Raw genomic sequence first — 21,856 nt, 5'->3', positions numbered from 1 at the left:
TGAACTGGCGAAACCTCGTCAACCAATCCTCCCAACCCTAGTTGCGGCGGTCTTTCTCCAGTTGCTGGGCCTTTTGCCGAAGCTGGCGGGTTTGCTCCATCACCTCCTCCAGATCCTCGTGGGATAGCCGCTCGACGTAGTTAATTTTGATCTCTTCCAGCAAGTCTTGCAGGAGAGAGCGAATTTCCTCCAAAGCGTGCTCCTGGGTGAGTTCTCGTGCCAAGACTTCACCAAACCGCTGCATCAGTTGCGCTGCCAGCTTGGAGCCGACGGGATCCTCGAAACTGCCCGTCAGGGTTTTGTAGGTGGTGGTGGTCAGCTCGTTGGCCAGGCGCTCCGTCAGTTGGCCAGGCAGGGATCCCAGGCCGGGAAGCTGTTCTAGAGTTTGCATGGCAGGCAACTGCTTGAGCAGGCCATCCAGGTTGTAGCGGAGCAGTTGTTGCAATTCCGGTTGCACCTGGGGCAAAACGCGGTAGAGAACAATGCGAAAAACCAGGTTGGCAATCGCCTCCAGCTCGTTGGTGTTGTTGATATCAATGTAGTCGCGCTGGGTACGCGCTGCCGGCAGCAGGGGCAGGGATCCCCGCTGAATGGATACCTGGATTTGGTTGATCACCCGCACGACAATGACTTCCGTCAGATCCTCGGCGAAGTTGGTAACAAAGCCCTGGCTCACCTGGGCGCGTACCCGCTCCAGATCCAGCAACTGTGCTTGTCCCAGCCGGATGGTGACGGGGATCACCCGCAGCCAGCGCCAAAAGGGCAGCAGCAACAGCACATCGTACCAACGCCAGAGCATGGCATCCAGCCAATTGACGCCGGTGTAGCGGCGGCTGATGGCCACCGTGCGCAGCAAAAATTCCAGCCCAAACAGAAGCACGAAGGGAAAATCCAGCACCGGGAAAAAGTCAACAGGGTTACCGCTCTCACCAATGGGGCGGAAATAGTTGGTCTCAAAGAGGGGGCGCAGCCGGGTCTGGAAAAATTCAATTCCATCTGCGGGATCGGCGCTGGCCAAGTACTCAGCAGTCCAAAAGCGGGCAAAGGCGGCTCTGGCAGAGTCGGCTTCTGGGATGTGCTCCCGCATCAAATTGAGGATACGCACAAACTGGCCAGTTTTGTTGGCGCCCTGAAAGGGATTGGTCTCGATCATCTCGTCGCTGAGCTCCCGCAAGCGGGCCAGGATTGGTGCTGCCGCTTCCGACTCCACGCCAAACCGCAGGGTAACCTGGCGCAGCTCATCCACCAAGGCCAAGTAGCGCTGGGTTTCGGGGTTGGGCTCGATACCTTTGATGGGATCGTATAGGTCGGTCACCGGGGAACGGCTGGTTTCTTCGGAGAGAATCGGCAGCGGAATGGGAGGACCAAAGGCGCCAAAAATTTGCACCCGACCCTGGAGCCAAAAATCTCGCCCAGGCACATAGCTCATGTCGAAGAGCACCAAGCACAGGTTGCTCAGGGCCAGCAGGGCCATCCCCTTCTCGTAGAGGAGCAGCCAGCGACTTCGCCCCCTGAGGACAGAGCGTCTGAGAATCCGTTGAGCAGCGTTCAAAGGACTCCGTCCCAGCCTTGGGTCAACCAGTTGGTTTGAGTCAGCCTTAGTCTACCACCCCTGGGGTGAGCCACCCTTGGCTTGAGCAAGCTGTAGTGCAACCTGGCCAAAATGCCGCCAAATGGCCTCTGCCTGTGGCCCCACCTGGCGCAGAATCCAACCCTTACAGATGGGATCCGGAGACTTGACCAGCCAGTATGGGGACTCCGTTCCGCTGATGTGAACGGTCAGCCAAGTGGGTTCCGGCCAATCCCCCAGCAAGTACAGGGATCCCCAACAGAGATGGGATCCCAGCACTGACGCGGCAGAGACCTGCCGATGGGGAAAGTGCAGGTCTATGTGTTCCTGCAGCCAGAGTTTTCTCCCCTCGGGGGAGCATGGGATCCCAGCAGTGACCCAAACTTGCAAGCAGTTGGCAAGATGTTCAAACTGCCAGCGTTCGTCCATGGCCAGCCGTCCGGCAGTCCAGATCTCGGCATAGGCCAGGCGGGCTGTGGGCTCCAGCTCAATTTGCACCTGCTGGCGAAAGTCTGCCCCTGCCCCCGGAATGGTCGGGTGAGGGATCCAGATCAACTGGCTGGTGGGGGCCAGCTTGACCTTGACCTGTTGCCGAATCAAGCCGGGATGTAGCCGCATTGCCCCTTGGGTGCGAATTTCCAGCGCCGAGCCTGGCCCCAGCCCGATCTCGATCCGGTGGCGATCCCCACCCAGCAGGCCGCCGTTGGGGTTGCGCAGGTAGTACACAGGTGGCTCCCCAGGGGATCCCAGCCATTGCAAGGGAGCCTGAGAATACTCCCAAATGTGGGTATGGTCGCCTCGGCGGGTTGCCTTCAAGATGGCCTTACCGAAGTTCACAGGCGGCTCACCGAGGGGGGGTCGGCCTTGATGGGGCGAAACAGCACCTCCCGCTCCAGCCAACTGAGAACCTGCTCCAGCCCCTCACCCGTGCGCAGGTTGGTAAAGACAAAGGGCCTATCTCCCCGCATGCGACGGGCATCCCGTTCCATCACCCCCAAGTCTGCTCCCACATAGGGAGCCAGATCGATCTTGTTGATCACCAGCAGGTCGGAGCGGGTGATCCCCGGCCCGCCTTTGCGCGGGATCTTGTCCCCTTCGGCCACGTCGATGACGTAAATGCAGGCGTCCACCAGCTCCGGGCTGAAGGTAGCTGCCAAGTTGTCCCCCCCCGATTCCACCAAGATGAGATCCAGGGGGCAAAAGCGGCGCTCCAGCTCCTGAATGGCGTCTAGGTTGAGGGAGGCATCTTCCCGAATGGCGGTGTGGGGGCAGCCGCCGGTCTCTACGCCAATGATCCGCTCTGCCTCCAGGGCCTTGGCCCGCACCAAAAACTCGGCATCCTCGCGGGTATAGATATCGTTGGTCACCACCGCCAAAGACAGGTGGTCCCGCAGCGCCAAGCAGAGCTTTTCCACCAAAGCGGTTTTTCCAGATCCCACCGGGCCGCCAATGCCAACCCGTACCGGCTGGGAAGTTTGCGCAACTTTGCCCGACATCGGATACCTGCTCCTCTTTTTGGGCATTCTAGAACCAGATGCTTGCAAGGGATCCGAGTATGGTTCGGCTTTTGGTGGCAACTGCTGTGGTGCTGGTGGGATTTTTGCTGGTTAACCGCCTCTATCGCAACCCGCTGAGTTCGGAGCCGAGACCAGAGCAAGCCAGCCCAGAAGCTGCCCAGCAAGGGATCCCTCAAGGTGGGCCGCTGCAGATTTACCAATCTCGGGAACAGATCCAGCAAACCCTCAACCAAGGGGCTACCGCCACCCAGCAGCAGGTGGAAGCCGTTGAGCAATCCTTGGGCAATCCTTGACAGGTTGCAAGCCCTGCAGGAGTGTCTGGAACGAAACCAAAAGACCAAGGCCCCCTTCTCAACGGGAGAAGGGATCACTCACCAAGGCTGTGAATCCCCCTTAGGCTTGGGCGGATCCCCCAGACGCGCTAAAGTCGAGAATGCTGCAATTTTACAGACTGTCCATGCGGATCCCTCCTGTTACCCCAGAGAAAGCCGATAAGCAACTGCAAAAGGTTTACGAAAGCCTGGAGAAAACCTACGGCACCGCCCTCAACCCCCTGCAGGTGATGGCCCACAAGCCCCAACTGATGCGAGCCGTGATGAACCTCTACGGGGCGCTGCACACCCAAAACCCCAACTTGCCTGAAGAGCTGAAGGAGCTGGTCAGCATCCGCATTGCCCAAATCAACGGCTGCCGCCACTACTGCCTTCCCTACCACACCCTGCAGGCGCAAAAGTACGGCGCCTCCCCTGCCAAAATTGCGGCGGTGGCCCAGGCCCGTACCAGCACCCTCTACACCGAGGCGGAAAAGCTGGCCATCGAGTACGCTGAGCGGATGACCGTGCCCAGCATGGTGGTGACCGACAGCTTCTTTGCCCAGCTAAAAGCCATTTGGTCAGATGAAGATCTGGTGGAGCTATCGGCTTGGATTGGCTTCATGAACTTCTGGACTAAGGTGATTGCCGCCCTGGATGTGCCTTTGGATCCCATCTTTGCCGAGCAGCTTCACGTCTCATGAACAACCGGCAAACTCCCCTCTCTCAGGGGGGTAAGGGATCCCGACCCAAACCCTCCACTAGGCCCAGTCGTCTCGCGTGCTAAAGCTGCGGTCGTACACCTGGCCGCGGGCATGGATCTGGCGGGTCTGGGCGAACAGCTCTTCTTCGCTCAGGCCCCACTGTTCCAGGATTTGATCCAAATCCCGCTGCAGATCCCAGGCGCCGGGGAAGCCGTGGTAACGGATGCGCAAACGGGCGACTTCCGCCAGCACCCACTCGGAGAGGGGCCTCTCCTGAGCCTGCACCATCAGCTCATCGAGCGCAGCTCGGTCGGTGGCATATTGCGGATGTTGCTGCTCTCGTCGGGATGAGCCATTCGCGGGTGAACGGGATACAGCCATCGGCCTCCCTCCTTTTTTCTCACTCTAGCTGAGTTCCCCTGGAGACTTTCAATATCGAGGATTGGGATCCCTGATGGCATGGGATCCCGAGAAGGCAGAAGAAAACCGCTATACTGCAAATGTTGCAGACCATGAACATTCTTCAGTTGCGGAGGCGGCGGCTATGCCCATGCCCATGATCGAGACCCGTACCGACCGGATGTTGCTCAACTTTGGGCCGCACCATCCCTCTATGCATGGGGTTTTGCGTTTGCTGGTCACCCTAGATGGCGAAAACATCGTCGATTGCGAACCGGTGATCGGCTACTTGCACCGCGGCATGGAAAAAATCGCCGAAAACCGCACGGTGGTGCAATACCTGCCCTACGTCTCCCGTTGGGACTACGGGGCCGGCATGTTCAACGAGGCCATCACCGTCAATGCCGTTGAGAAACTGGCCGGGATCAGCGTGCCCAGACGGGCCAGCTACCTACGGGTGATCATGCTGGAGCTGACCCGCATCACCAACCACCTGCTTTGGTTTGGTCCCTTCTTGGCGGATTTGGGCGCCCAAACCCCCTTCCTCTACGCCATGCGGGAGCGGGAGTGGATCCTAGACTTGTTTGAAGCCGTCACCGGCATGCGCCTGATCAACAACAACTATTTCCGGGTAGGCGGCGTAGCAGTGGATTTGCCCTACGGCTGGACGGAAAAATGCCTAGACTTTTGCGAGTATTTCTTGCCCAAAGTGGATGAATACGAGCGGCTGGTTACCGACAACCCGATTTTCCGCCGACGGCTGGAAGGGGTGGGAGCCATCTCCAAGCAAGACGCCATCAACTGGGGTCTGTCCGGCCCCATGTTGCGGGCCTGCGGCGTCAACTGGGATCTGCGCAAAGTGGATCACTACGAATGCTACGACGACTTCGACTGGGAGGTGGCCGTTTATCCCGAAGGGGATTGCCTAGCCCGCTATCGGGTGCGCATGAAAGAGATGCGCGAGTCCTGCAAGATCGTGCAGCAAGCGGTGAAGGCTCTGCCGGGCGGCCCCTTTGAAAACCTAGAAGCCAAGCGCATGCTGGAGGGGCCGAAGTCGGAGTGGAACAAAGGCGACTACCAGTTCATCAGCAAAAAGCCTTCGGCCAACTTCAAGATCCCCAAGGGGGAAGCCTACGTGCGGGTGGAGAGCGCCAAAGGAGAGCTGGGCATTTACATCGTGGGAGACGACAACGTTTGCCCCTGGCGCTGGAAGATCCGCCCCCCCGGCTTTGTCAATTTGCAAGTGTTGCCTCAGCTCATTCGCGGCATGAAGGTAGCCGACATGATCGCCATCCTCGGCAGCATTGACATCATCATGGGCGAGGTGGATCGCTAGGAATCGCTAAGATGCTTACGGAACGTGAGGACAAAGGCGATGGCCTGGGCGATCTTGATTCTGCCGCTGTTGATTGTGTCTACCATTGCTGCGATTATCGGCCCCAAGCAATGGGCTAAGTACCAAGAGGAAAGGCGCCGCCGCGCGGAAGAGCTATCCGATGCTCGCCTTCAGGCCATCATCCAGCAGGAGCTACGCCGCCGTAACCGCCCTCCCCAGTCAGATCCCAACGGGAAGGCCTAGTTACAGGGATCCCAAACCTTACCTGACCCACCGTCTCTAGGGAGCTACTCACCCCCATGACAAACGCCGGTATCGACCTACAGCTTGGCTTTGAGACTGCTCTACAGAACTTGGGCTTGGGAGCGGGTGCAGCCCATGCTCTCTGGATGCCCCTGCCCATGTTGCTGCTGATCATCGCCGCCACCTTGGGGGTGATGGTCATGACTTGGCTGGAGCGCAAGATCTCGGCAGCAGCCCAACAGCGGATTGGCCCCAACATGGCCGGCCCTCAGGGGGTGCTGATCCCGATTGCCGATGGCATCAAGCTGCTGACCAAAGAAGATGTTCTGCCCATCTTGGCCGACCCGGTTTTGTTCACACTAGGGCCGATATTGGTTTTCCTGCCGGTCTTCCTGTGCTACCTGGTGGTTCCCTTCGGCCAAAACCTGTTGATCTCCAACATTGCCATCGGTGTGTTCTTCCTGATCGCCACCTCCAGCGTGCAACCCATCGGTCTGTTGATGTCCGGCTACGGCTCCAACAACAAGTACTCTTTGCTGGGGGGGCTACGCGCGGCGGCCCAGTCGATTAGCTATGAGCTGCCGTTGGCCCTGTCGGTGTTGGCCGTGGTGCTGATGAGCAATGGCCTGGACACCGTGGGGATCGTCGAGCAACAGAGTGGCCTGGGCATCCTGAGCTGGAACGTCTGGCGGCAGCCCATTGGCTTTGTGATTTTCTTGATCTCGGCGCTGGCGGAAACGGAGCGGATCCCGTTCGATCTGCCGGAAGCAGAAGAAGAGCTGGTGGCCGGCTACCAAACGGAGTACTCCGGCATGAAGTTTGCCCTGTTTTATCTGGGATCCTACGCCAACTTGCTGCTGGCTTCTCTGATTGCGGCAGTGCTGTACTTGGGGGGCTGGTCGTTTGTGGTGCCGGTGGAAACGATTGCTGCACTTGCCGGGATTCCTTTGGATAACCCTTTCTTGCAGATCGGCGCGGCGGCCTTAGGCATTGTCATGACGATGGTCAAAGCTTTTATCTTCATCTTCTTGGCCATCCTGCTGCGCTGGACCTTGCCGCGGGTGCGCATTGACCAACTGCTGGACTTGGGGTGGAAGTTTTTGCTGCCCGTATCCTTTGTTAACTTGCTGCTGACGGCAGCCCTAAAGCTCGCCTTCCCCACCTTTTTTGGGGGTTGAATGAGAAGTAAACAGGCAAGAGAGGGAGAACAGAGGCCATGACGTTTCTCAAGCGTGTCAAAGAATATGTGGGTGATGCCTTTCGAGCCGCCAAGTACATCGGCCAAGGCATGGGAGTGGTTTTCGACCACATGGGTCGGCGCCCGGTAACCGTGCAATACCCCTTCGAAAAGCTGATCCCCTCTGAGCGCTTTCGGGGACGCATCCACTTCGAGTTCGATAAGTGTATTGCCTGCGAGATCTGCGTTCGGGTTTGCCCCATTGATCTGCCGGTGGTGGATTGGGCCTACAACCCAGAGCTGAAGAAAAAAGAGCTTTACAGCTACAGCATTGATTTTGGGGTGTGCATTTTCTGTGCCAATTGTGTGGAGTTTTGCCCCACCAACTGCCTCTCGGTAACTGAGGATTATGAGTTGGCTACTTACGACCGCCATGACCTCAACTACCACCAAGTGGCGATGGGCCGTCTGCCCTCTAAAGTTACCGAAGACCCGATGGTGACCCCCTTGCGAGAATTTGCCTATCTGCCCAAAGGGGTAATCGATCCCCACGACTTGCCTGCTGGATCCCAGCGTGCCGGTAAACGACCCGAAGAGATTTTGGCGGAAATGCGCGCTGCCAAGGCAGCCAAAGAGAAGGAAGCCAAAGCTGCAGTGGAGTAGTCGGAACAGCCAACGGCCTAGATTGCTGGTGGAGAGACCTATCCCTAGGGGCAAAGAGAGTGTGAACTTACCCGCAGATTCCCCTGAGGCGGCTAACCCGCTAAAGGCTTGGGCGACAATTCCGCTCCTGCGAACTGTTTGCGAAGTGTTATGGTAAAGCGAATGGAAGCAGTTGACTGGGAGCAACGTTCAAACAGTTTCATCATAGGGTTCGGAAGAAAAAGAACAGGCAGCCGCCCCCTCTTACTAGGAAGGAGGCTGGAAGCACGGAGGCTAGCGAAGAACGCTGGCTGCAACTAGGGTTGTAGGTAGCCATCGCAAATCTCTAACAAGAAAACGAAATTAAGAGCCAAAGCTGCTTGCAAGGTTTGCCAACCCCCCTTCAGGGAAACCGAAAGGCAGGGTCACCCATATGGTAGGTACCCAAAGGGACATCAAAACCCGGCGGCAGGGCAACTGCTAAGTCTCCAGGGGAAGAAACGGCAGAAATACCCATAGCATCCTCACATTTCAAAAGGGTAGCCTTCCACGCCTGAGCAACCTTGAGCCAAAGGAAAACCAATCGCCTAAACACAGACAAAAGCTAGTTTACGGGAATGCTAGGTCCAAGGTTGAAATAAGTCGTGCTGCCAGGGTTAGTTGTGTTGTCGAAGGTGCTAAGGGTGATGGTTCCCACTGTGATGGGCGCTGGGGAAGGGACAGCAGGGGTGATACGAACCTGACCGCCAAAGGGAAGGATAAACGGAGCCGGGAAGGTGACGACATCCCCAGACACCGATGTGGAAGTGGCAATAACTGTGCCGTCTGCCTGAGTAATAGTTACCGTTGCAGCTGCAGGTAAGCTAGGGATTGTGATCCTTGGGCCAGAAGGTATGGGCGTGGGTGTAGGCGTCGGGGTGGAAGGAGGCGTCGGCCTAAGTGTGGGCACGGGTGTAGGTGTCGGGGTGGGAGAAGGCGTTGGCTCAGGTGTGGGCACGGGTGTAGGCGTCGGGGTGGGAGAAGGCGTCGGCCTAAGTGTGGGCACGGGTGTAGGTGTCGGGGTGGGAGAAGGCGTTGGCTCAGGTGTGGGTGTGAAGAGTCCCACAGCAACTCTCTCAGCAAAGTTCCCCTGGAAGGCATTGCCGGCTAGGTAGGCTGCAATCACCACATCTGGGGTGCCGGGGGCCGCTTGAATTGCTATCCCTCTGCCCTCGCCCCGAGCCAGAAATGTATTTCCAGAAAGGGTACGGGCTTGTGTTCCTTGCAAGATGCGAATGCCGACGCTCCCGGCTATCCCACCCACGCCGATCCTGTTGGATTGAATGGATGGAATTGAGCCTGCCCCATCCAGTTGAATCCCGGTAGTGCCGCTCCTACCTGCTTGCCGAGCCTGCAGCACTAAGCCAGCCCCAGCGGTAGGTGGATCCCCTTCGATTTGGTTGTTGCGGAAGATCCCGCCGGAGTTGTCGCTGTAGCGAACAGCCAAAGTCCCTAAAGCTTGTAAGAGAATCGTGTTGTTCTCGAGGGTTGGGTTACTTCCTGGTGTTGTGCCTATGCCCACCCCGCCTGTTTTGCTAACGATTGACGAAATGCCGCTGACTCGACTGTTTCCGGAGATCTGCACACAGGGATCCAAAAATTGCTGGCACAAAATCTCGGCCAATTGGTTCAAGGCTCCCTCTAGAACCGCAGCATTGCCGTTGACCAAGATGTTGGAGCGAGGGTCGTTGAGGGTGACCTTGCTCGGCTGAAAGGTGCCACCGTTGACCTGAATCTTTCCACCTTCCAACACGACCTCTACCCCTTGCAGGCTAGTTTGGCTGGCTACAACCACATCGAACAACCCCGCTAGGATCTCGTAGGCAGCAGAGCTGGTAATCCGAATCCGCCCGCCATTGGTGCCGTCACCTCCATCCAGGGCGAGGTTCTTCTCCAGTCTCTCCTTGCCCGCCCCCAAAATCTGGATCAGCACCTCTAGTCCTGCTGTGGCATTTTGCAGCCGCTGCGCTTCTGCAACGGCATCAGCCACCTTGGTAAAGGGGCCCCTGGCCGGATCCACTTGCAGGACGACAGATCCACTACCTGGCGACGGCAGAGGGGGAGAGTTGCCTGTGCCTCCTCCACAGCCGAAAGCGATCCCTGCCAACAGAGGCAGCAAGGCTGAACAGATCCCCCAACCAGACTTGGATACTTGGCCAAGCATAGGTGGAAAGCTCCTTACAAGCGCTTAGCGGTTAAGGTTGTTACAGCAACAAACAAGAACAACAAGCAACTGCCACGAGGTCAAAGTGCAGGTGGCCAAGTTGCGATCCAATGCCCTCAGCAAAAGCATCCTCTGATGGATCCTCTGTTTAGTCAAGGCTTCGCCAGGGATCCGCAATCAATCGGCAACAAAAATCTCAAAAATCTAGCGCTCTTCAGGTACTTCGAGGGTTCCGGCGAGGATGTCTTGCTTCACCGCTTCCACAGCAGCCACCAAATCCGCTGAGAGCAAGGCTTGGTTGTATTCATCCAGGGCATAGCCCACACCCTCGTTCTCCAGGCCAAAGGTTTGAATGCCGCCGACAAAGTTGCCTTAAAGTTGCCTTCCACCACGCTGCGAATCACTTCATAGGTGGCCATATCCACCCGCTTCAGCATCGAGGTGAGACCGTGGTTGAGGGTGGCAGGGTTGTTATCGGTATCCCCCAGGTAGTTTTGGTTAGCATCCACACCGATAAAGAACAGCGGACGGGTATCTCCGCTGCAGATGCTGGCATAATCGGCGGGTTTGGGCACTTCCGCAAAGGGATCTCGAATGAAACTCACCCCGGCGGGCAGCCCTGTAGGATGCTGTTGGGCCAGAGCAGCCCAAAGAGCAGCGAGGTAACATCATCTCCCGCCGTATCCGTGTCGATCAAAAAGCGTTGCACAGCCATACCCAGGCTAAGCCCAAATCAGGGTGACATCTTAACCTTTGCGGGCAGTCTCAGGGCAGCCGCTGAGCCGGTGTATCTTGAAAAGGGATCCCTGTAGACCAGAGTTGGCGATGTCCTTCTCCATCCGCTCCATTACACCACAACAGATGGCCCAATACCTACAGGATCCCGAGGCCGGCCCTCTGCAATTGATCGATGTGCGGGAACCGGCAGAGCTGGAGCTGGTGAATTTAAATGCCCTGGGCTTTCGCAACTACCCCTTGAGCCAGTACGAGGAATGGAGGGAACGGATCCTCACAGAGCTGGATCCAGATCAGCCAACTTTTGTGCTCTGTCATCATGGCCTCCGCTCTGCCCAGATGAGCCAGTGGCTACAGGCCAACGGGTTCACTCAGGTTCATAACATCAGCGGCGGCATTCACGCTTGGGCTTGTGAGGTGGATCCCTCCCTGCCCACCTATTGAGGTCACGGGCAAACCAGCACCATGTTCCCCATTCTTCATCTGCAGGGGGATCCCCAACAACGAGGCCAACAGTATGGATCCCAGGCGGCCCAACTCATTCGCCACAGCATTGCCAGCTACGCCCGCCAATTTGCCTACCGCTGTGGTCTCACCTGGCAGCAGGCCCAGACCCAAGCAGAGGGATCCCTGCCCTGGCTAGAGCGCCACGTGCCCCACCTGCTGGAAGAAATCCAAGGAATTGCTGCGGGGAGTGGCTTTCGTTTCGCCGAGATTCTGGCCCTCAATTTGCGCACCGAAATTTTATCCAGATCGGTTCCCAGGGGATCCCATCCCAACTGCGCCGCTGCTCTGGAACACAATCTCCAAAACGGGGTGCCCCAGCACCCACCGGATCCTGCTCATGAATTCAAGGGGATTGATCTCATCGATCCAGCCCAAGCCAACCCGGATGGGGGAGAATGCACCACCCTGGCGGCCTTGCCCCAGGTTACCTCCACCCACCACACCTACTTGGCCCAAACCTGGGATTGGCTTGGGGAGCAGCGCAGGGCCTGTGTGCTGTTGTGCGTTCGCTCCGATAACCACCCTGCCTACCTCACCCTGACCGAAGCTGGGATCCTGGCCAAAATCGGCCTCAACCGAGCAGGGTTGGCCGTGGCCCTCAACCTCTTGCGCTCTACCCTAGATGGGCAAACCGAGGGAATGCCGGTGCATTTGCTATTGCGCTTGTTGTTGGAGTGTGAGGAGTGGCAGCAAGCTGTGGAGAGGGTGAGATCCTATCCTTACACCGCGTCCTCTTGTGTCAGCGTTGCGGGTACCGCAGGACAGGCGGTAGGCCTACAGCCCGCTAGTGCAATCAGCTTTGAAATCAGTCCACGAGGAATTGGCCTGCATCTCCCTCAAGGAGGGATCCTCGCCCACACCAATCATTTCCTGGATCCGGCCTTGCGAGAAGATGAGCTGCCCCCCCATATAGGATCCTCCACAAGGCTAGAACGGGCCTATCATTTGCTTCGCCAGAGTGCTCAAACGGGAACCCTAGAGGCGGTCACTCTTCAAAAAATCCTACAGGACCGGACGAATGCCCCCCACTGCATCTGCCGCTATCCGGATCCCCATCTGCCCGCCTGGGATCGCACCGAAAGCGTAGCGGCTGTGGTGATGGATCTGAACCAACAAATCCTGCATGTGGCCCCCAACATTCCCGATCAAGTGGAGTTTGTACCGATTTCCGGGATTTTCTAGGTTTGGAAGATGCAGTAGGATCGAGCTGAAGAGAGAGGAGGGGCAGGCGATCGCGTCCTTGCTGTCGCCACCAGACAGCGGGATGAGGAAAGTCCGGGCTTTCAGAAGAACACACCGCTGGGGAAAGCCCAGTGCGGGTAACCGCGAGGATAGTGCCACAGAAACATACCGCCGATGGCTGGGATCCCAGCACAGGTAAGGGTGCAAAGGTGGGGTAAGAGCCCACCAGCAACGTCGTGAGGCGTTGGCTCGGTAAACCCCGGTGGAAAGCAAGGCCGCAGCCGCAGGATCATGGCTGTTCTTCGCCCCTGTTGGCTGCATCGAGATCACGGTACCCAAAGCGGGGAAGGGTGCTCTCGATGGTGGTGAGCCGCTAGAGGGTGATGGCAACATCACTCCCAGATGGATGATCGCCAGTGCAACTCTGCACTACAGAACCCGGCTTACAACCTCCTCTCTTTTCTACTTGCACATCTACCTGTTTGCACATCTATTTGCACACAGAGAGAGTTTGTTCTGAGCTCACGGGAGTTCTGCAGGTTGCCGGGATCCCTGTGGTCTGGGGCTATTTATTGGCCGTAGTCAGTGTGTCGCTGGGAGAAGCTGTATCGCATGCCCACCTAGGGCACTTGGAGAGCCTTGTCCAATTGTGGGTGGCTGCGCTACGGCGTAGGTTCTGTCATTCTGGTCACGCCTGCCATCCACAGCTCCACGCAGGCTTGCAGAAGGGGGGGGATCCTGGCGGTTTCGGCGCCTTTCTCTGATTTTTTAGATTTTTCATCCGATAGCTGCCCCTCAACAGAGGGCTCGGTTCCGTCGGCGCCAACGGAAGGCAACTCGGCAGTTACCGCCAACATTGCTGCTCCCAAAATCATTACATGCAAAACCCCAACGGCTGCATAAAGGCGATCTGGCTCGACAGATTGCAACTCAGAGTTGGGAAATCGCCGCAAATACTCTGTCAGCTGTTCTTGGGCCTGAGAAAAACCCATCCGCAAGGCGCGACGATGTTCCTCAGAATAAAGGCCAGCCTCCCCGACCAGGGAGCGCACCAGTTCAGGATTATCGGCCAAAGCCCGAAAACAGGTGTGGACATAGCGCAGGAGAATGGCTTGCAACCCAGAACCTTGAGAGGGGGCGGGATCCGCCTTCAGGGGCAGATCGGCTATGCCGGAAAAGACCCCCAGCTCCCCAAATACGGCCAGGAGTAACCCTTGCTTGGTGCCGAAGTGCCGAAACAGGGTGACCTCATTCACTCCGGCCAAATCCGCAATTTGACGGGTGGTGGTCTGGGTGATGCCCTGACGAACGAACAGCTCCCGAGCCGCATTCAGCAGCCTTTGCCGAGAAGAAGGACGTGCCATAGTGAGGAGAAAACGTAAACTACCCGGCTCCGACCGCTAAGCGGTACGGAGCGGGCTTTCAGTAGCCCTGAGCCTGCTCTGCCCTACCAGAGAACAAAACAGGCCCGAACCTCTAGGCTGGTTTACGACAGCCCCCAAGAGCGCAATCACATTCGCACCATTCAAATCCGCATCCCCTTCCCATCCACAGTGCCCACACTTGAACGACTTACCACTGCGGTAGGATTGCGCAGGGTCGGGATGGATGTGTAAACACTTGTGACAGGTCTGCGACGTGTAAGCAGGCGGCACAAGAACCAGAGAAACCCCTGCAACCCTCGCCTTGTATTCCAGAAATTGACGTAGTTGGTAGAACGCCCAACTGTTGGCCCTGCGCCTTTCGGCTTTGCTGCGCGGCTGTTGATTGACCCTTTCCCGGATCCCTGTCAGGTCTTCCAGGGCGATAGCGCTGTTGGTAGCCTTTGCCCTGGAGACAATAGCTTTAGAGATGCGATGATTGACCCACGTTTTTGCTATGCAACGCTGACGCGACTGAAAGCGTCTCTCCTTGCCAGACAGCCGTTGCAGCAGTTGACGGCATCTGCGCCGCGAACTGCGTGTGCCCTTACTGGCTTTGCGTTGGAGTACCGCCCTCAACCGGGAGTAGTGGTCGCGGACTCTGTTCAACTGCTGTCCATTCCAGTTGTCCCCCTCTGACGTATGGGCAATATCTGTCCTTCCCAAGTCCACCCCGATCACCTTGTCGGTATCTTGTTGCTTGGGTGGCTTTTTCTCTACGCAAATCTGGATGTAGTAGGAGCCATCTTTGCGCTTGACCAGGGTGGCCGATTTGGGGTTAGAGCCAGCCAGCATCCCACGCTGGTAGTTGCCAATGGCCAGTTCAAAGCGTTCTCTCCCTTCCACCGTGGTGAGCGACACCGTCCAGTCTTTCTCGCGGAACGAAAAGATACGTGCATCGTAGGTAGCGAAGCCACCCTTGAACGTTTTGACGGGGCGGTTTTTCTGTCGGGCAACTTTACGGGCGCCGGCCAGCCGTCTGCAGACCTGCTGAGCCAAGTTACTGGACAAGCCGAACCGGGCGCGGATTTCGCGGTAGCACAGAGACTGGAGCTTAACGGCGTTGGCGACTTTCTCGGGTGTGTTCTGGTTGACCCAATTCAAGGCTTGGCCAAAAGCCTCCAAAGTCGCGTCCAATTTGGCGGCCTGCGACTGGGACGCCTTGAGCTTGCAGGAGACGGTCAGGACTTGGGTCATGGTTCTATCATAACTTCCGCATTCCTCCCGGCACTGACCCTACGGGTACAGTGCGGGGCTCCTGCGATTTCTAGCTGAAGAATTGCGGCGGGCTGCAAGTGACGCTTGCATTTACGGTGGAATACCGCTAGGCTTAATGTCAAGCGAGAGGATGTCGGCAGCGTTGCCTCTGCTCCTCTTCTTCCTGTGTAGCCAAGTTCATCACAGCGGAGCACATAGCAAGTCACCGCTGGCTATGGCGGTGTCTTCAGGGGTTTGACTCCGTTTTCACGTTGGGCCGCTGTTATCCGGCGGCCTTAACTTGGGCTTTGTGTTTTGGCTCTTTCCTAGTCAGTCTAGTCTACTTCTTCTTCTGAGGTTTTGTGGGTTCATGACCACTTCTTTTTCTCGCCAATCGCTGAATCATCCCGCTCCGCTCAATCGGCCCGAGCCCCAAGAGTCCTTTCGGTTTGCTTGGGAACATGTGCTCTTCTTTGCCATTTTTCACGTGGTGGCTTTGGTGGGAGGCATTTTCTTCTTCTCCTGGCCCGCTCTGGGAGTAGCCCTATTTCTCCACTGGTGTTTCGGCAGCTTAGGCATCTGCTTGGGGTACCACCGCCTGCTCAGCCATCGTAGTTTCCAGGTGCCCAAGTGGCTGGAATATGTCTTCACGACTCTCGGTGCCCTGGCCGTTCAAGGGGGGCCGATCTTTTGGGTGGGCGGCCATCGTCAGCACCACGCCTTCACCGAAGACGAGGAGAAGGATCCCTATTCTGCTCGTAAGGGCTTTTGGTGGAGCCATGTGCTCTGGCTGATCTACCACCGCGAAGAATTTTTTAACCCTGAGAAGTATTTTGCCTTTGCGCCCGACTTGGCTCGGGATCCCTTCTACCGCTGGCTGGATAGGTACGCCCTGCTTCTGCAGCTGCCATTGGCCGCGATACTCTACCTGCTGGGGGGCTGGTCATTCGTCGTGTACGGTATCTTCGTGCGGACAGTGCTGCTACTGCATTGCACCTGGTTAATCAACTCGGCCAGCCACTTCTGGGGTTACCGGACTTTCGAGAGCAATGACAATGCTCGTAACCTTTGGTGGGCGGCGATTCTGACCTATGGTGAAGGGTGGCACAACAACCATCATGCCGACCCGAAGTGCGTTAAGGCCGGTTTGCGTTGGTGGGAGATCGACATGACCTACTGGGCCATTTGGCTGTTGGCGAGATTGGGCCTGGCTCGTAAGCTGCACCTGCCTGCCCAAGGCCAAGCTGCTCGCTGAACTGGTTTTTCCCAGACCTTGCAGAGGAATCATCCGGGGATCCCTATCCCTAGGGATCCCTTTTGGGTTGCAGAGAGAGCTAGTCTTCTAAGGGGCTATACTGCCACGCTCCATAGTGGTCAAGAATACGCTTAATTTGTTCTATGTCGGCATCGGGTTCTTGATGAATATGCAATGCCTCTATTTGGCTGTCTTGGTAGCGGAAGGTGGAGTTTTTTTTCCACTCCAGCTCCGTTTTCACCCCTGAAACACAAGCCAAATGGGCAGCCAATTCCCGATAAACCATCAGGGGCATAGAATCGTAGCGAACAGCGTAGCGTTTCAGCTTGGGGACGCTCACGTATGACAACCCAATCAACGTAGCTCAAAACAACTCAAGTATAGTCACTTCAAGTTAGATTAAGACGCTTCCTAACTACTCCGTGGTGTCGCCCAAATGCTCCGCATCACTTCCGCGAGCCCCCCAATCCCTCTCCCTAAGAGAGAGAAGAGCTAGGAAGCACTGCAACGGAACAGTTTCATTCCTCATTGAAATGACTATAACTTCTGGGCAATACAGTCACCAAAACCCCCCCGCTCAACACTCTTTGCTGGACACTTGACCGGCAAAATGGGATGGGACTAAGCAATTTTGTCATCGACCAAAGTGCAGCAGTTTACCTGATCCAGGCAAATCTTTCCCCACTGCAAGGCCCAGCGTACTAAGGCCACCCGATTTGCCGTTCGGGTCTTGCTCAAAATATTGCTGATGTGATTGTCAACGGTGCGCTTGCTGATCTCTAGGCGTTCCGCGATGTCCTGATTGGTCAGTCCTGCTGCAATCAACTCAATGACCTGCAGCTCCCGTTCGGACAACAAGTCTGCGGAATGATAGTCAGTACCCATTCCGAATGCCTGCTTAAGATGAACTGTAAAGATTACCTACCCCAATTCTAGGGGATCACCCCTGAGATGGACAGCCCTGAAGAAAGGAAATCTTAGGCGATTCTCGTCCAGATTCTGGCTGCAGGCCACTGATGCGAGCGTTTTCGGATAGGCTTCACAAGGGATCCAGGTGCTTCCGGGGCAGTTCCACCTGAACCCACAGCCCACCGGTTTGCGGGTGATTGCGCAGTTGGATGGTGCCCCCGTGAACTTCGACAATTTGTCGCACAATTGCCAGCCCTAGGCCAGTTCCGCCTTTGCTGCGGGCCCGCGCAGTGTCGGTGCGGTAAAAGGGCTGGAAGACCAACTCAAATTGATCCTCTGGCAGGCCGGGGCCGTGGTCGTACACCTCTAGCCGCACCTGGGATCCCTGCTCCGAAAGCACCACATGGATAGGAGAGTCGGGCTTGCCATACTTGACGGCGTTGTCCAAGAGATTGAGGATGAGGCGGTATAGGCGTTGCTCATCTCCCCAGAGGTAAATCTGGGACAATCCGCTCAGGTGCAGTTCCTGGTGTCGAGGCTTGGCCAACGGCTCTACACTTTGCCAGGCCTCGCGCACCAAACTTGCCAGATCCACCCAACGCCATTGGGAGCGGGATGCGGCTCCCAAATTGAGGGCGCTGAGTTCGAGCAAGTCTTGAACCAAATGGCTCAGGCGCAGAGTTTCATTTAGCAATCGTTCCACCCAGACTGCTTGAGCGGCATCGACCCGGCTTTGTAAAGTTTCGGCCAGCAAGCGAATGGAGGTGAGGGGGGTTTTCAGCTCGTGAGCCACATCCGAAGCCCAGCGATCCCGCTGTTGGGCCAGCATTTTTGCTTCCAGCCGGTCTTCTAAAAAAATGGCCACGTGCGCTTGCGGCAGGAGCAACCCCCAAGCCCGCAGCGGAATCGGTTTGCCATCCCCACCGGAAGGGTAGAAAATCCATTCGCGACTTTGGACAGGAGCAGCGGTCTCCTGTCGGCGGGTAGCCTCGATGAGCTGATCCAACTCATAGGAGCGCACCCATTCCAGCAAGAGCTTGATGCCCGGCTGCCATTGGCTGATGCGCAGCAGGCGCTGGGCGGCAGGATTGCACTCCAGCACCACGTTGTTTTCGTCTACCCGCAGATATCCCCAAGGGAGCCGCTGGCTCAGGTATTGCCAGTTTTGCAGTTGCTGTTTTTGGTTGGCCCAATCCAGATCTTGTTGGCGAAGATAACGGCTGAGCAAGCTGAGCATCTGTTCCAGGGAGTGGAGGGGCATGGCCAGATGCACCAGGGATCCCAACCGCTGCAATTCGCATCTGAAACGGCGCCGAGTCTGCCACAGCAGGAGCAACGTGCAAAGCAAACCGATTCCCAACCCGATCAGGATCCCGGCTTCCAGTCCCATGTTCCCACCACCTTTGCTGCCATTGTCGCTCAGGGAAGCAAGAGTGGAGGCGAAAGCCCGGTTGCCGGCCTCTTATCGACGATGTACGAGGGTGGTACTGGCTTGGTCGGTGGGCACAAGCAAGATCTCGCTGATGTTCACGTGGGGGGGACGGGTTGCCGCAAACACCACCACTTCAGCCACATCCATCGCCGTCAAGGGGGTGAGGCCCTGATACACTGCTGCCGCACGGGCGCGATCCCCACGGAAGCGCACTTGGCTGAACTCGGTTTCCACCAGGCCCGGCTGAATCTCGGTGACGCGAATGGGGGTGCCCAGTAAATCCAGCTTCAGCCCCTCGGAGATGGCCCGCACGGCGGCCTTAGAAGCGCAATACACAGCGCCACCTGGGTAGGTCTGCCGACCGGCAATGGAGCCGATGTTCACCACATGGCCTCGACCTCGCTCCACCATGCCGGGCAAAACGGCGCGGGTAACATAGAGCAGACCCTTGAGGTTGGTATCGATCATCTCTTCCCAATCTTGCAAGGCCCCCATGTGGAGCTTGTCCAAGCCACGACTTAAACCGGCATTGTTGATCAAGATGTCGATGTTGGCCCACGGCGAGGGCAAAGATTGAAGCGCCTGCTGCACGGCTGCCCCATCCCGCACATCCAAAGCCAGCAGGTAGGAAGGAGTGCCGTAAGCCTGCTGCAATTCCCCAGCCAGTTCCTGCAGCCGATCCTGACGGCGGGCCACCAGAATCAGGCGGGCTCCAGAACGGGCAAAAAGGGTGGCACAAGCGGCCCCAATGCCGCTACTGGCTCCGGTGATGAGCACGATGGAGTTTTCGATCATCATTTGCTAATTCAAATGCTGTGATTTCAATTGAGTGCAGTCGGCGAAAAGTGGACAGCCGCCCCCAGCTTCCTCCTCAGTGGGAGGCTACAGCCATTCTAGGAGTTCGAGCCACTTCCCCAAGGGGAGTCTGGGATCCAGCAAACGAATCGTTTCGCTGCTGTTCGGTAGCGACGCTACCGCTTCCTGCAAAAGCTCCTTAAAGAGAGCGCTCCAGCAGCTTGACGCAAGCATACAGAGTATCCAAATGGGGAGTGGGCACCCCCACCAAACGCCCCAACTCGGTGATGGCTCCCACAATGGCCTCGATCTCCGTCCGTCGCCCCAGCTCAACATCCTGCAGCATCGAGGTGCGATGGGATCCCACGCGGGCTGCATCTTCTAGCCGCTCTTCCAAAGAGACCGGCAGCCGGATCCCCAGAGCTTGGGCCACAGCCTCAACTTCCCGCATCACCGACCGAACCAAAGCATGGGTGGGTGGGTACTGAGCGATCTCATCTTGAGCAGCTCGGGTGAGGGCGCTGATGGGATTGAAGGCGGCGTTGCCCCACAGTTTCTGCCAGATCTCGGCCCGAATCTGCGAGGTGAGGGTGGTGGAAAGCTGCGCCTGTTCAAAGATGGCGGCCAAGGACTGCAGCCGCCCTGACAGAGATCCATCCGGTTCCCCCAGAATGTAGCGCCCACCCCCTGTGTGCAAGACCACTCCTGGCTCTGCCAACTGCACGGCGATATACACCACACAGCCGATCACCCGCTCTATCGGCAAATGAGCAGCGATAACCCCTTCTGGATCCACGGAAGTCAGGGAATGCCCCTCAAACTCGCCCCCATGCCGGTAAAAGTACCACCAGGGGATACCATTCTGGGCAATCACAATGGGGGTGTCGGGGCCACACAGGGATCCCAGCCGAGGGGCAAGCTGCGGCAAGCTGTGGGCCTTGACCGTCACTATCAGCCAGTCCTGTGGGCCCAGGGCAGCCGGATCGTCGGTGGCTGTCAACCGCTCTACCCAGGTTTGGGAGGGATCCCCCTGCCGGATCAGCTTTAGACCTTGGGTGCGGATGGCCTGCAGGTGAGCTCCACGGGCCACGACACTGACGGGAAAGCCAGACCGAGCCAGGCATATGGCCAAGTGACTTCCCACCGCCCCAGCGCCAACGATACAAATCTTCATGAGTTTATCATCTTTCCGCCACCCACCTCATATCCAGGTGGCCAATTGACATGGAATTGACATGGAGCTGTAACAAGGCCCGATACCGGGCCCGGGAGAAATCCTCGACAGCTTTACTCTGCCCCCCCTTGGGTCACCCTTAGGATCCCATATCCAAGTGCCACGCCCACCAGGGTCAGCACAATGCAGAGTCCAGCAATGGTGAAGATCTCGCCAGCCATAGATTCAGCTTCCTCGCAAATGGGATACATCGCCTTCTCAGGATATCGGATCCCAAGCCCTGGCCTTCACTCCAAGGGTGTAGCGGCCCAAACCCAACTCCTCGAAAAACAGTCGTTCTCCCAGACTTGATGAGATCCGGCTATCCGCCTCTATAATGAAAGCAATTTACAAGTCTTTACCGGCATAGGCTAAATTGTAATGCCTACAGCCGTAAAGCTTGTTTGTTGGCTCTCGAATGGCCCGTTGGGCCTCGCGAGTTGTGGAAACGGTTCTAAGTAGGGTCTTGAAGCGCTAGGGATCCTGACTTAACGGGAAACTCCTGAGCAGTTCTTGCCAAAGAGCCGTTCAAGGAAACTGAGGCAAAAGACCCAGGAGTTGAGTCTTTATACCTAGGCTCCGCTCTTGCTTCGAAGAAGCAAACTTTGTAGTTTCATTAACGTCCTCATTCATTTAGATGTCTTTAAGGAGTAGTTCAGATGACCATAGCGGTAGGGCGCGTGCGTCAGGAGCGAGGATGGTTCGACATCGTCGATGACTGGCTCAAGCGCGACAGATTCGTGTTTATCGGCTGGTCCGGGCTGCTGCTGTTCCCCTGCGCTTACCTAGCCCTGGGCGGCTGGCTCACCGGCACCACCTTTGTAACTTCCTGGTACACCCACGGGTTGGCCAGCTCCTACCTGGAAGGGTGCAACTTTTTGACCGTAGCCGTCTCCACCCCCGCCGACAGCATGGGGCACAGCCTGCTGCTGCTGTGGGGCCCGGAAGCCCAGGGGGACTTCACCCGCTGGTGCCAGATTGGGGGGCTGTGGACCTTTGTGGCCCTGCACGGAGCGCTGGGGCTGATTGGCTTTATGCTGCGGCAATTTGAGATTGCCCGGCTGGTGGGGGTGCGGCCCTACAACGCCATTGCGTTTAGCGCGCCGAT

General features: G+C 57.3%; 22 protein-coding genes, 1 other RNA gene and 2 pseudogenes. 11 read left to right on the top strand and 14 right to left on the bottom strand.

Annotated elements, in window-relative coordinates:
• Nucleotides 1-37 precede the first annotated feature (37 nt).
• The 3 genes from ACVWY8_RS00125 to ureG are packed head-to-tail and all read right to left on the bottom strand — an operon-like array spanning nt 38 to nt 3,066.
• Entirely contained in the window at nt 38-1,552 is a 1,515-nt protein-coding gene (locus tag ACVWY8_RS00125) for a hypothetical protein (protein ID WP_457392645.1), read from the bottom strand.
• Nucleotides 1,553-1,603: 51 nt separating this feature from the next.
• Nucleotides 1,604-2,407, bottom strand: a complete 804-nt coding sequence (locus tag ACVWY8_RS00120; RefSeq protein ID WP_457392646.1) for an urease accessory protein UreD — start codon at nt 2,405-2,407, stop codon at nt 1,604-1,606.
• Entirely contained in the window at nt 2,404-3,066 is a 663-nt protein-coding gene (gene ureG / locus ACVWY8_RS00115; protein WP_011432513.1) for an urease accessory protein UreG, read from the bottom strand. Before ureG ends, ACVWY8_RS00120 begins: the two co-directional genes overlap by 4 nt.
• Nucleotides 3,067-3,125: 59 nt before the next feature.
• Here ureG and ACVWY8_RS00110 point away from each other — a divergent pair, with 59 nt between their 5' ends.
• Both ACVWY8_RS00110 and ACVWY8_RS00105 read left to right on the top strand, forming a co-directional pair.
• The gene (locus ACVWY8_RS00110; protein WP_041436298.1) at nt 3,126-3,380 is read left to right on the top strand and encodes a hypothetical protein; all 255 of its coding nucleotides are present in this window, start codon (nt 3,126-3,128) and stop codon (nt 3,378-3,380) included.
• A gap of 164 nt (nt 3,381-3,544) precedes the next feature.
• Nucleotides 3,545-4,102 carry a carboxymuconolactone decarboxylase family protein gene (locus tag ACVWY8_RS00105; RefSeq protein WP_414331869.1) on the top strand — a complete coding sequence of 186 codons (558 nt, stop codon included), beginning with the start codon at nt 3,545-3,547 and terminating at the stop codon, nt 4,100-4,102.
• Nucleotides 4,103-4,159: 57 nt separating this feature from the next.
• Here ACVWY8_RS00105 and ACVWY8_RS00100 read toward each other — a convergent pair whose 3' ends face one another.
• Nucleotides 4,160-4,483 (bottom strand): DUF3288 family protein, encoded by a 324-nt coding sequence (locus ACVWY8_RS00100; RefSeq protein ID WP_414424124.1) that lies wholly within the window; start codon nt 4,481-4,483, stop codon nt 4,160-4,162.
• Nucleotides 4,484-4,652: 169 nt separating this feature from the next.
• On the opposite strand from ACVWY8_RS00100, the gene ACVWY8_RS00095 reads away from it, so the two are divergent.
• From ACVWY8_RS00095 to ndhI, 4 genes are read left to right on the top strand one after another with little or no spacing between them, the layout of a single operon-like run.
• Nucleotides 4,653-5,837 carry an NAD(P)H-quinone oxidoreductase subunit H gene (locus ACVWY8_RS00095; RefSeq protein WP_041437160.1) on the top strand — a complete coding sequence of 395 codons (1,185 nt, stop codon included), beginning with the start codon at nt 4,653-4,655 and terminating at the stop codon, nt 5,835-5,837.
• 39 nt (nt 5,838-5,876) lie between these two features.
• The gene (locus ACVWY8_RS00090; protein WP_457392648.1) at nt 5,877-6,080 is read left to right on the top strand and encodes a hypothetical protein; all 204 of its coding nucleotides are present in this window, start codon (nt 5,877-5,879) and stop codon (nt 6,078-6,080) included.
• A gap of 56 nt (nt 6,081-6,136) precedes the next feature.
• Nucleotides 6,137-7,258, top strand: coding sequence for an NADH-quinone oxidoreductase subunit NuoH (nuoH, locus tag ACVWY8_RS00085; protein ID WP_414331864.1), 1,122 nt, complete (start codon nt 6,137-6,139; stop codon nt 7,256-7,258).
• Between the two features lie 38 nt (nt 7,259-7,296).
• On the top strand, nt 7,297-7,920 hold the full coding sequence (ndhI, locus tag ACVWY8_RS00080; protein ID WP_414344323.1) for an NAD(P)H-quinone oxidoreductase subunit I: 624 nt from the start codon (nt 7,297-7,299) through the stop codon (nt 7,918-7,920).
• 583 nt (nt 7,921-8,503) lie between these two features.
• Here the strand turns inward: ndhI and ACVWY8_RS00075 are convergent.
• The gene (locus ACVWY8_RS00075) at nt 8,504-10,057 is read right to left on the bottom strand and encodes a right-handed parallel beta-helix repeat-containing protein (RefSeq protein ID WP_457392650.1); all 1,554 of its coding nucleotides are present in this window, start codon (nt 10,055-10,057) and stop codon (nt 8,504-8,506) included.
• A 249-nt stretch (nt 10,058-10,306) separates the two neighbouring features.
• Nucleotides 10,307-10,707, bottom strand: a pseudogene (locus ACVWY8_RS00070) (BMP family lipoprotein); the annotation flags it as partial.
• A gap of 220 nt (nt 10,708-10,927) precedes the next feature.
• On the opposite strand from ACVWY8_RS00070, the gene ACVWY8_RS00065 reads away from it, so the two are divergent.
• From ACVWY8_RS00065 to rnpB, 3 genes are all read left to right on the top strand, one after another.
• Nucleotides 10,928-11,281, top strand: a complete 354-nt coding sequence (locus ACVWY8_RS00065; protein WP_414343313.1) for a rhodanese-like domain-containing protein — start codon at nt 10,928-10,930, stop codon at nt 11,279-11,281.
• Nucleotides 11,282-11,302: 21 nt separating this feature from the next.
• Entirely contained in the window at nt 11,303-12,526 is a 1,224-nt protein-coding gene (locus tag ACVWY8_RS00060; protein WP_457392653.1) for a C45 family autoproteolytic acyltransferase/hydolase, read from the top strand.
• A 32-nt stretch (nt 12,527-12,558) separates the two neighbouring features.
• Nucleotides 12,559-12,988, top strand: an RNA gene (rnpB, locus tag ACVWY8_RS00055) — RNase P RNA component class A.
• Nucleotides 12,989-13,188: 200 nt separating this feature from the next.
• On the opposite strand, the gene ACVWY8_RS00050 is transcribed toward rnpB, so the two are convergent.
• On the bottom strand, nt 13,189-13,890 hold the full coding sequence (locus tag ACVWY8_RS00050; RefSeq protein ID WP_414329131.1) for a TetR/AcrR family transcriptional regulator: 702 nt from the start codon (nt 13,888-13,890) through the stop codon (nt 13,189-13,191).
• A gap of 36 nt (nt 13,891-13,926) precedes the next feature.
• Entirely contained in the window at nt 13,927-15,144 is a 1,218-nt protein-coding gene (locus ACVWY8_RS00045) for an RNA-guided endonuclease InsQ/TnpB family protein (RefSeq protein ID WP_457392656.1), read from the bottom strand.
• Between the two features lie 370 nt (nt 15,145-15,514).
• Between ACVWY8_RS00045 and ACVWY8_RS00040 the strand changes: the two genes are divergently transcribed.
• The gene (locus ACVWY8_RS00040) at nt 15,515-16,399 is read left to right on the top strand and encodes an acyl-CoA desaturase (protein ID WP_414421965.1); all 885 of its coding nucleotides are present in this window, start codon (nt 15,515-15,517) and stop codon (nt 16,397-16,399) included.
• A gap of 79 nt (nt 16,400-16,478) precedes the next feature.
• Here the strand turns inward: ACVWY8_RS00040 and ACVWY8_RS00035 are convergent, their stop codons facing one another.
• From ACVWY8_RS00035 to petM, 6 genes are all read right to left on the bottom strand, one after another.
• Nucleotides 16,479-16,739, bottom strand: a complete 261-nt coding sequence (locus ACVWY8_RS00035; protein ID WP_414343320.1) for a hypothetical protein — start codon at nt 16,737-16,739, stop codon at nt 16,479-16,481.
• Between the two features lie 281 nt (nt 16,740-17,020).
• Complete coding sequence (pedR, locus tag ACVWY8_RS00030) at nt 17,021-17,284, bottom strand: photosynthetic electron transport-dependent transcriptional regulator PedR (protein ID WP_011432496.1); 264 nt, start codon at nt 17,282-17,284, stop codon at nt 17,021-17,023.
• 154 nt (nt 17,285-17,438) lie between these two features.
• On the bottom strand, nt 17,439-18,698 hold the full coding sequence (locus ACVWY8_RS00025) for a sensor histidine kinase (RefSeq protein ID WP_457392659.1): 1,260 nt from the start codon (nt 18,696-18,698) through the stop codon (nt 17,439-17,441).
• Nucleotides 18,699-18,770: 72 nt separating this feature from the next.
• Entirely contained in the window at nt 18,771-19,538 is a 768-nt protein-coding gene (locus ACVWY8_RS00020; RefSeq protein WP_457392662.1) for an SDR family oxidoreductase, read from the bottom strand.
• Nucleotides 19,539-19,734: 196 nt separating this feature from the next.
• Nucleotides 19,735-20,709 carry a ketopantoate reductase family protein gene (locus ACVWY8_RS00015; protein ID WP_457392665.1) on the bottom strand — a complete coding sequence of 325 codons (975 nt, stop codon included), beginning with the start codon at nt 20,707-20,709 and terminating at the stop codon, nt 19,735-19,737.
• A 113-nt stretch (nt 20,710-20,822) separates the two neighbouring features.
• Nucleotides 20,823-20,930, bottom strand: coding sequence for a cytochrome b6-f complex subunit PetM (petM, locus tag ACVWY8_RS00010; protein ID WP_414329137.1), 108 nt, complete (start codon nt 20,928-20,930; stop codon nt 20,823-20,825).
• A 477-nt stretch (nt 20,931-21,407) separates the two neighbouring features.
• Here petM and ACVWY8_RS00005 point away from each other — a divergent pair.
• Nucleotides 21,408-21,856, top strand: a pseudogene (locus ACVWY8_RS00005) (photosystem II D2 protein (photosystem q(a) protein)); the annotation flags it as partial.

It is taken from the genome of Thermostichus sp. OS-CIW-32 (assembly GCF_054060415.1).
The sequence above is the reverse complement of the archived record's forward strand: the minus strand, read 5'-3'. Positions and strand labels throughout refer to the sequence as shown.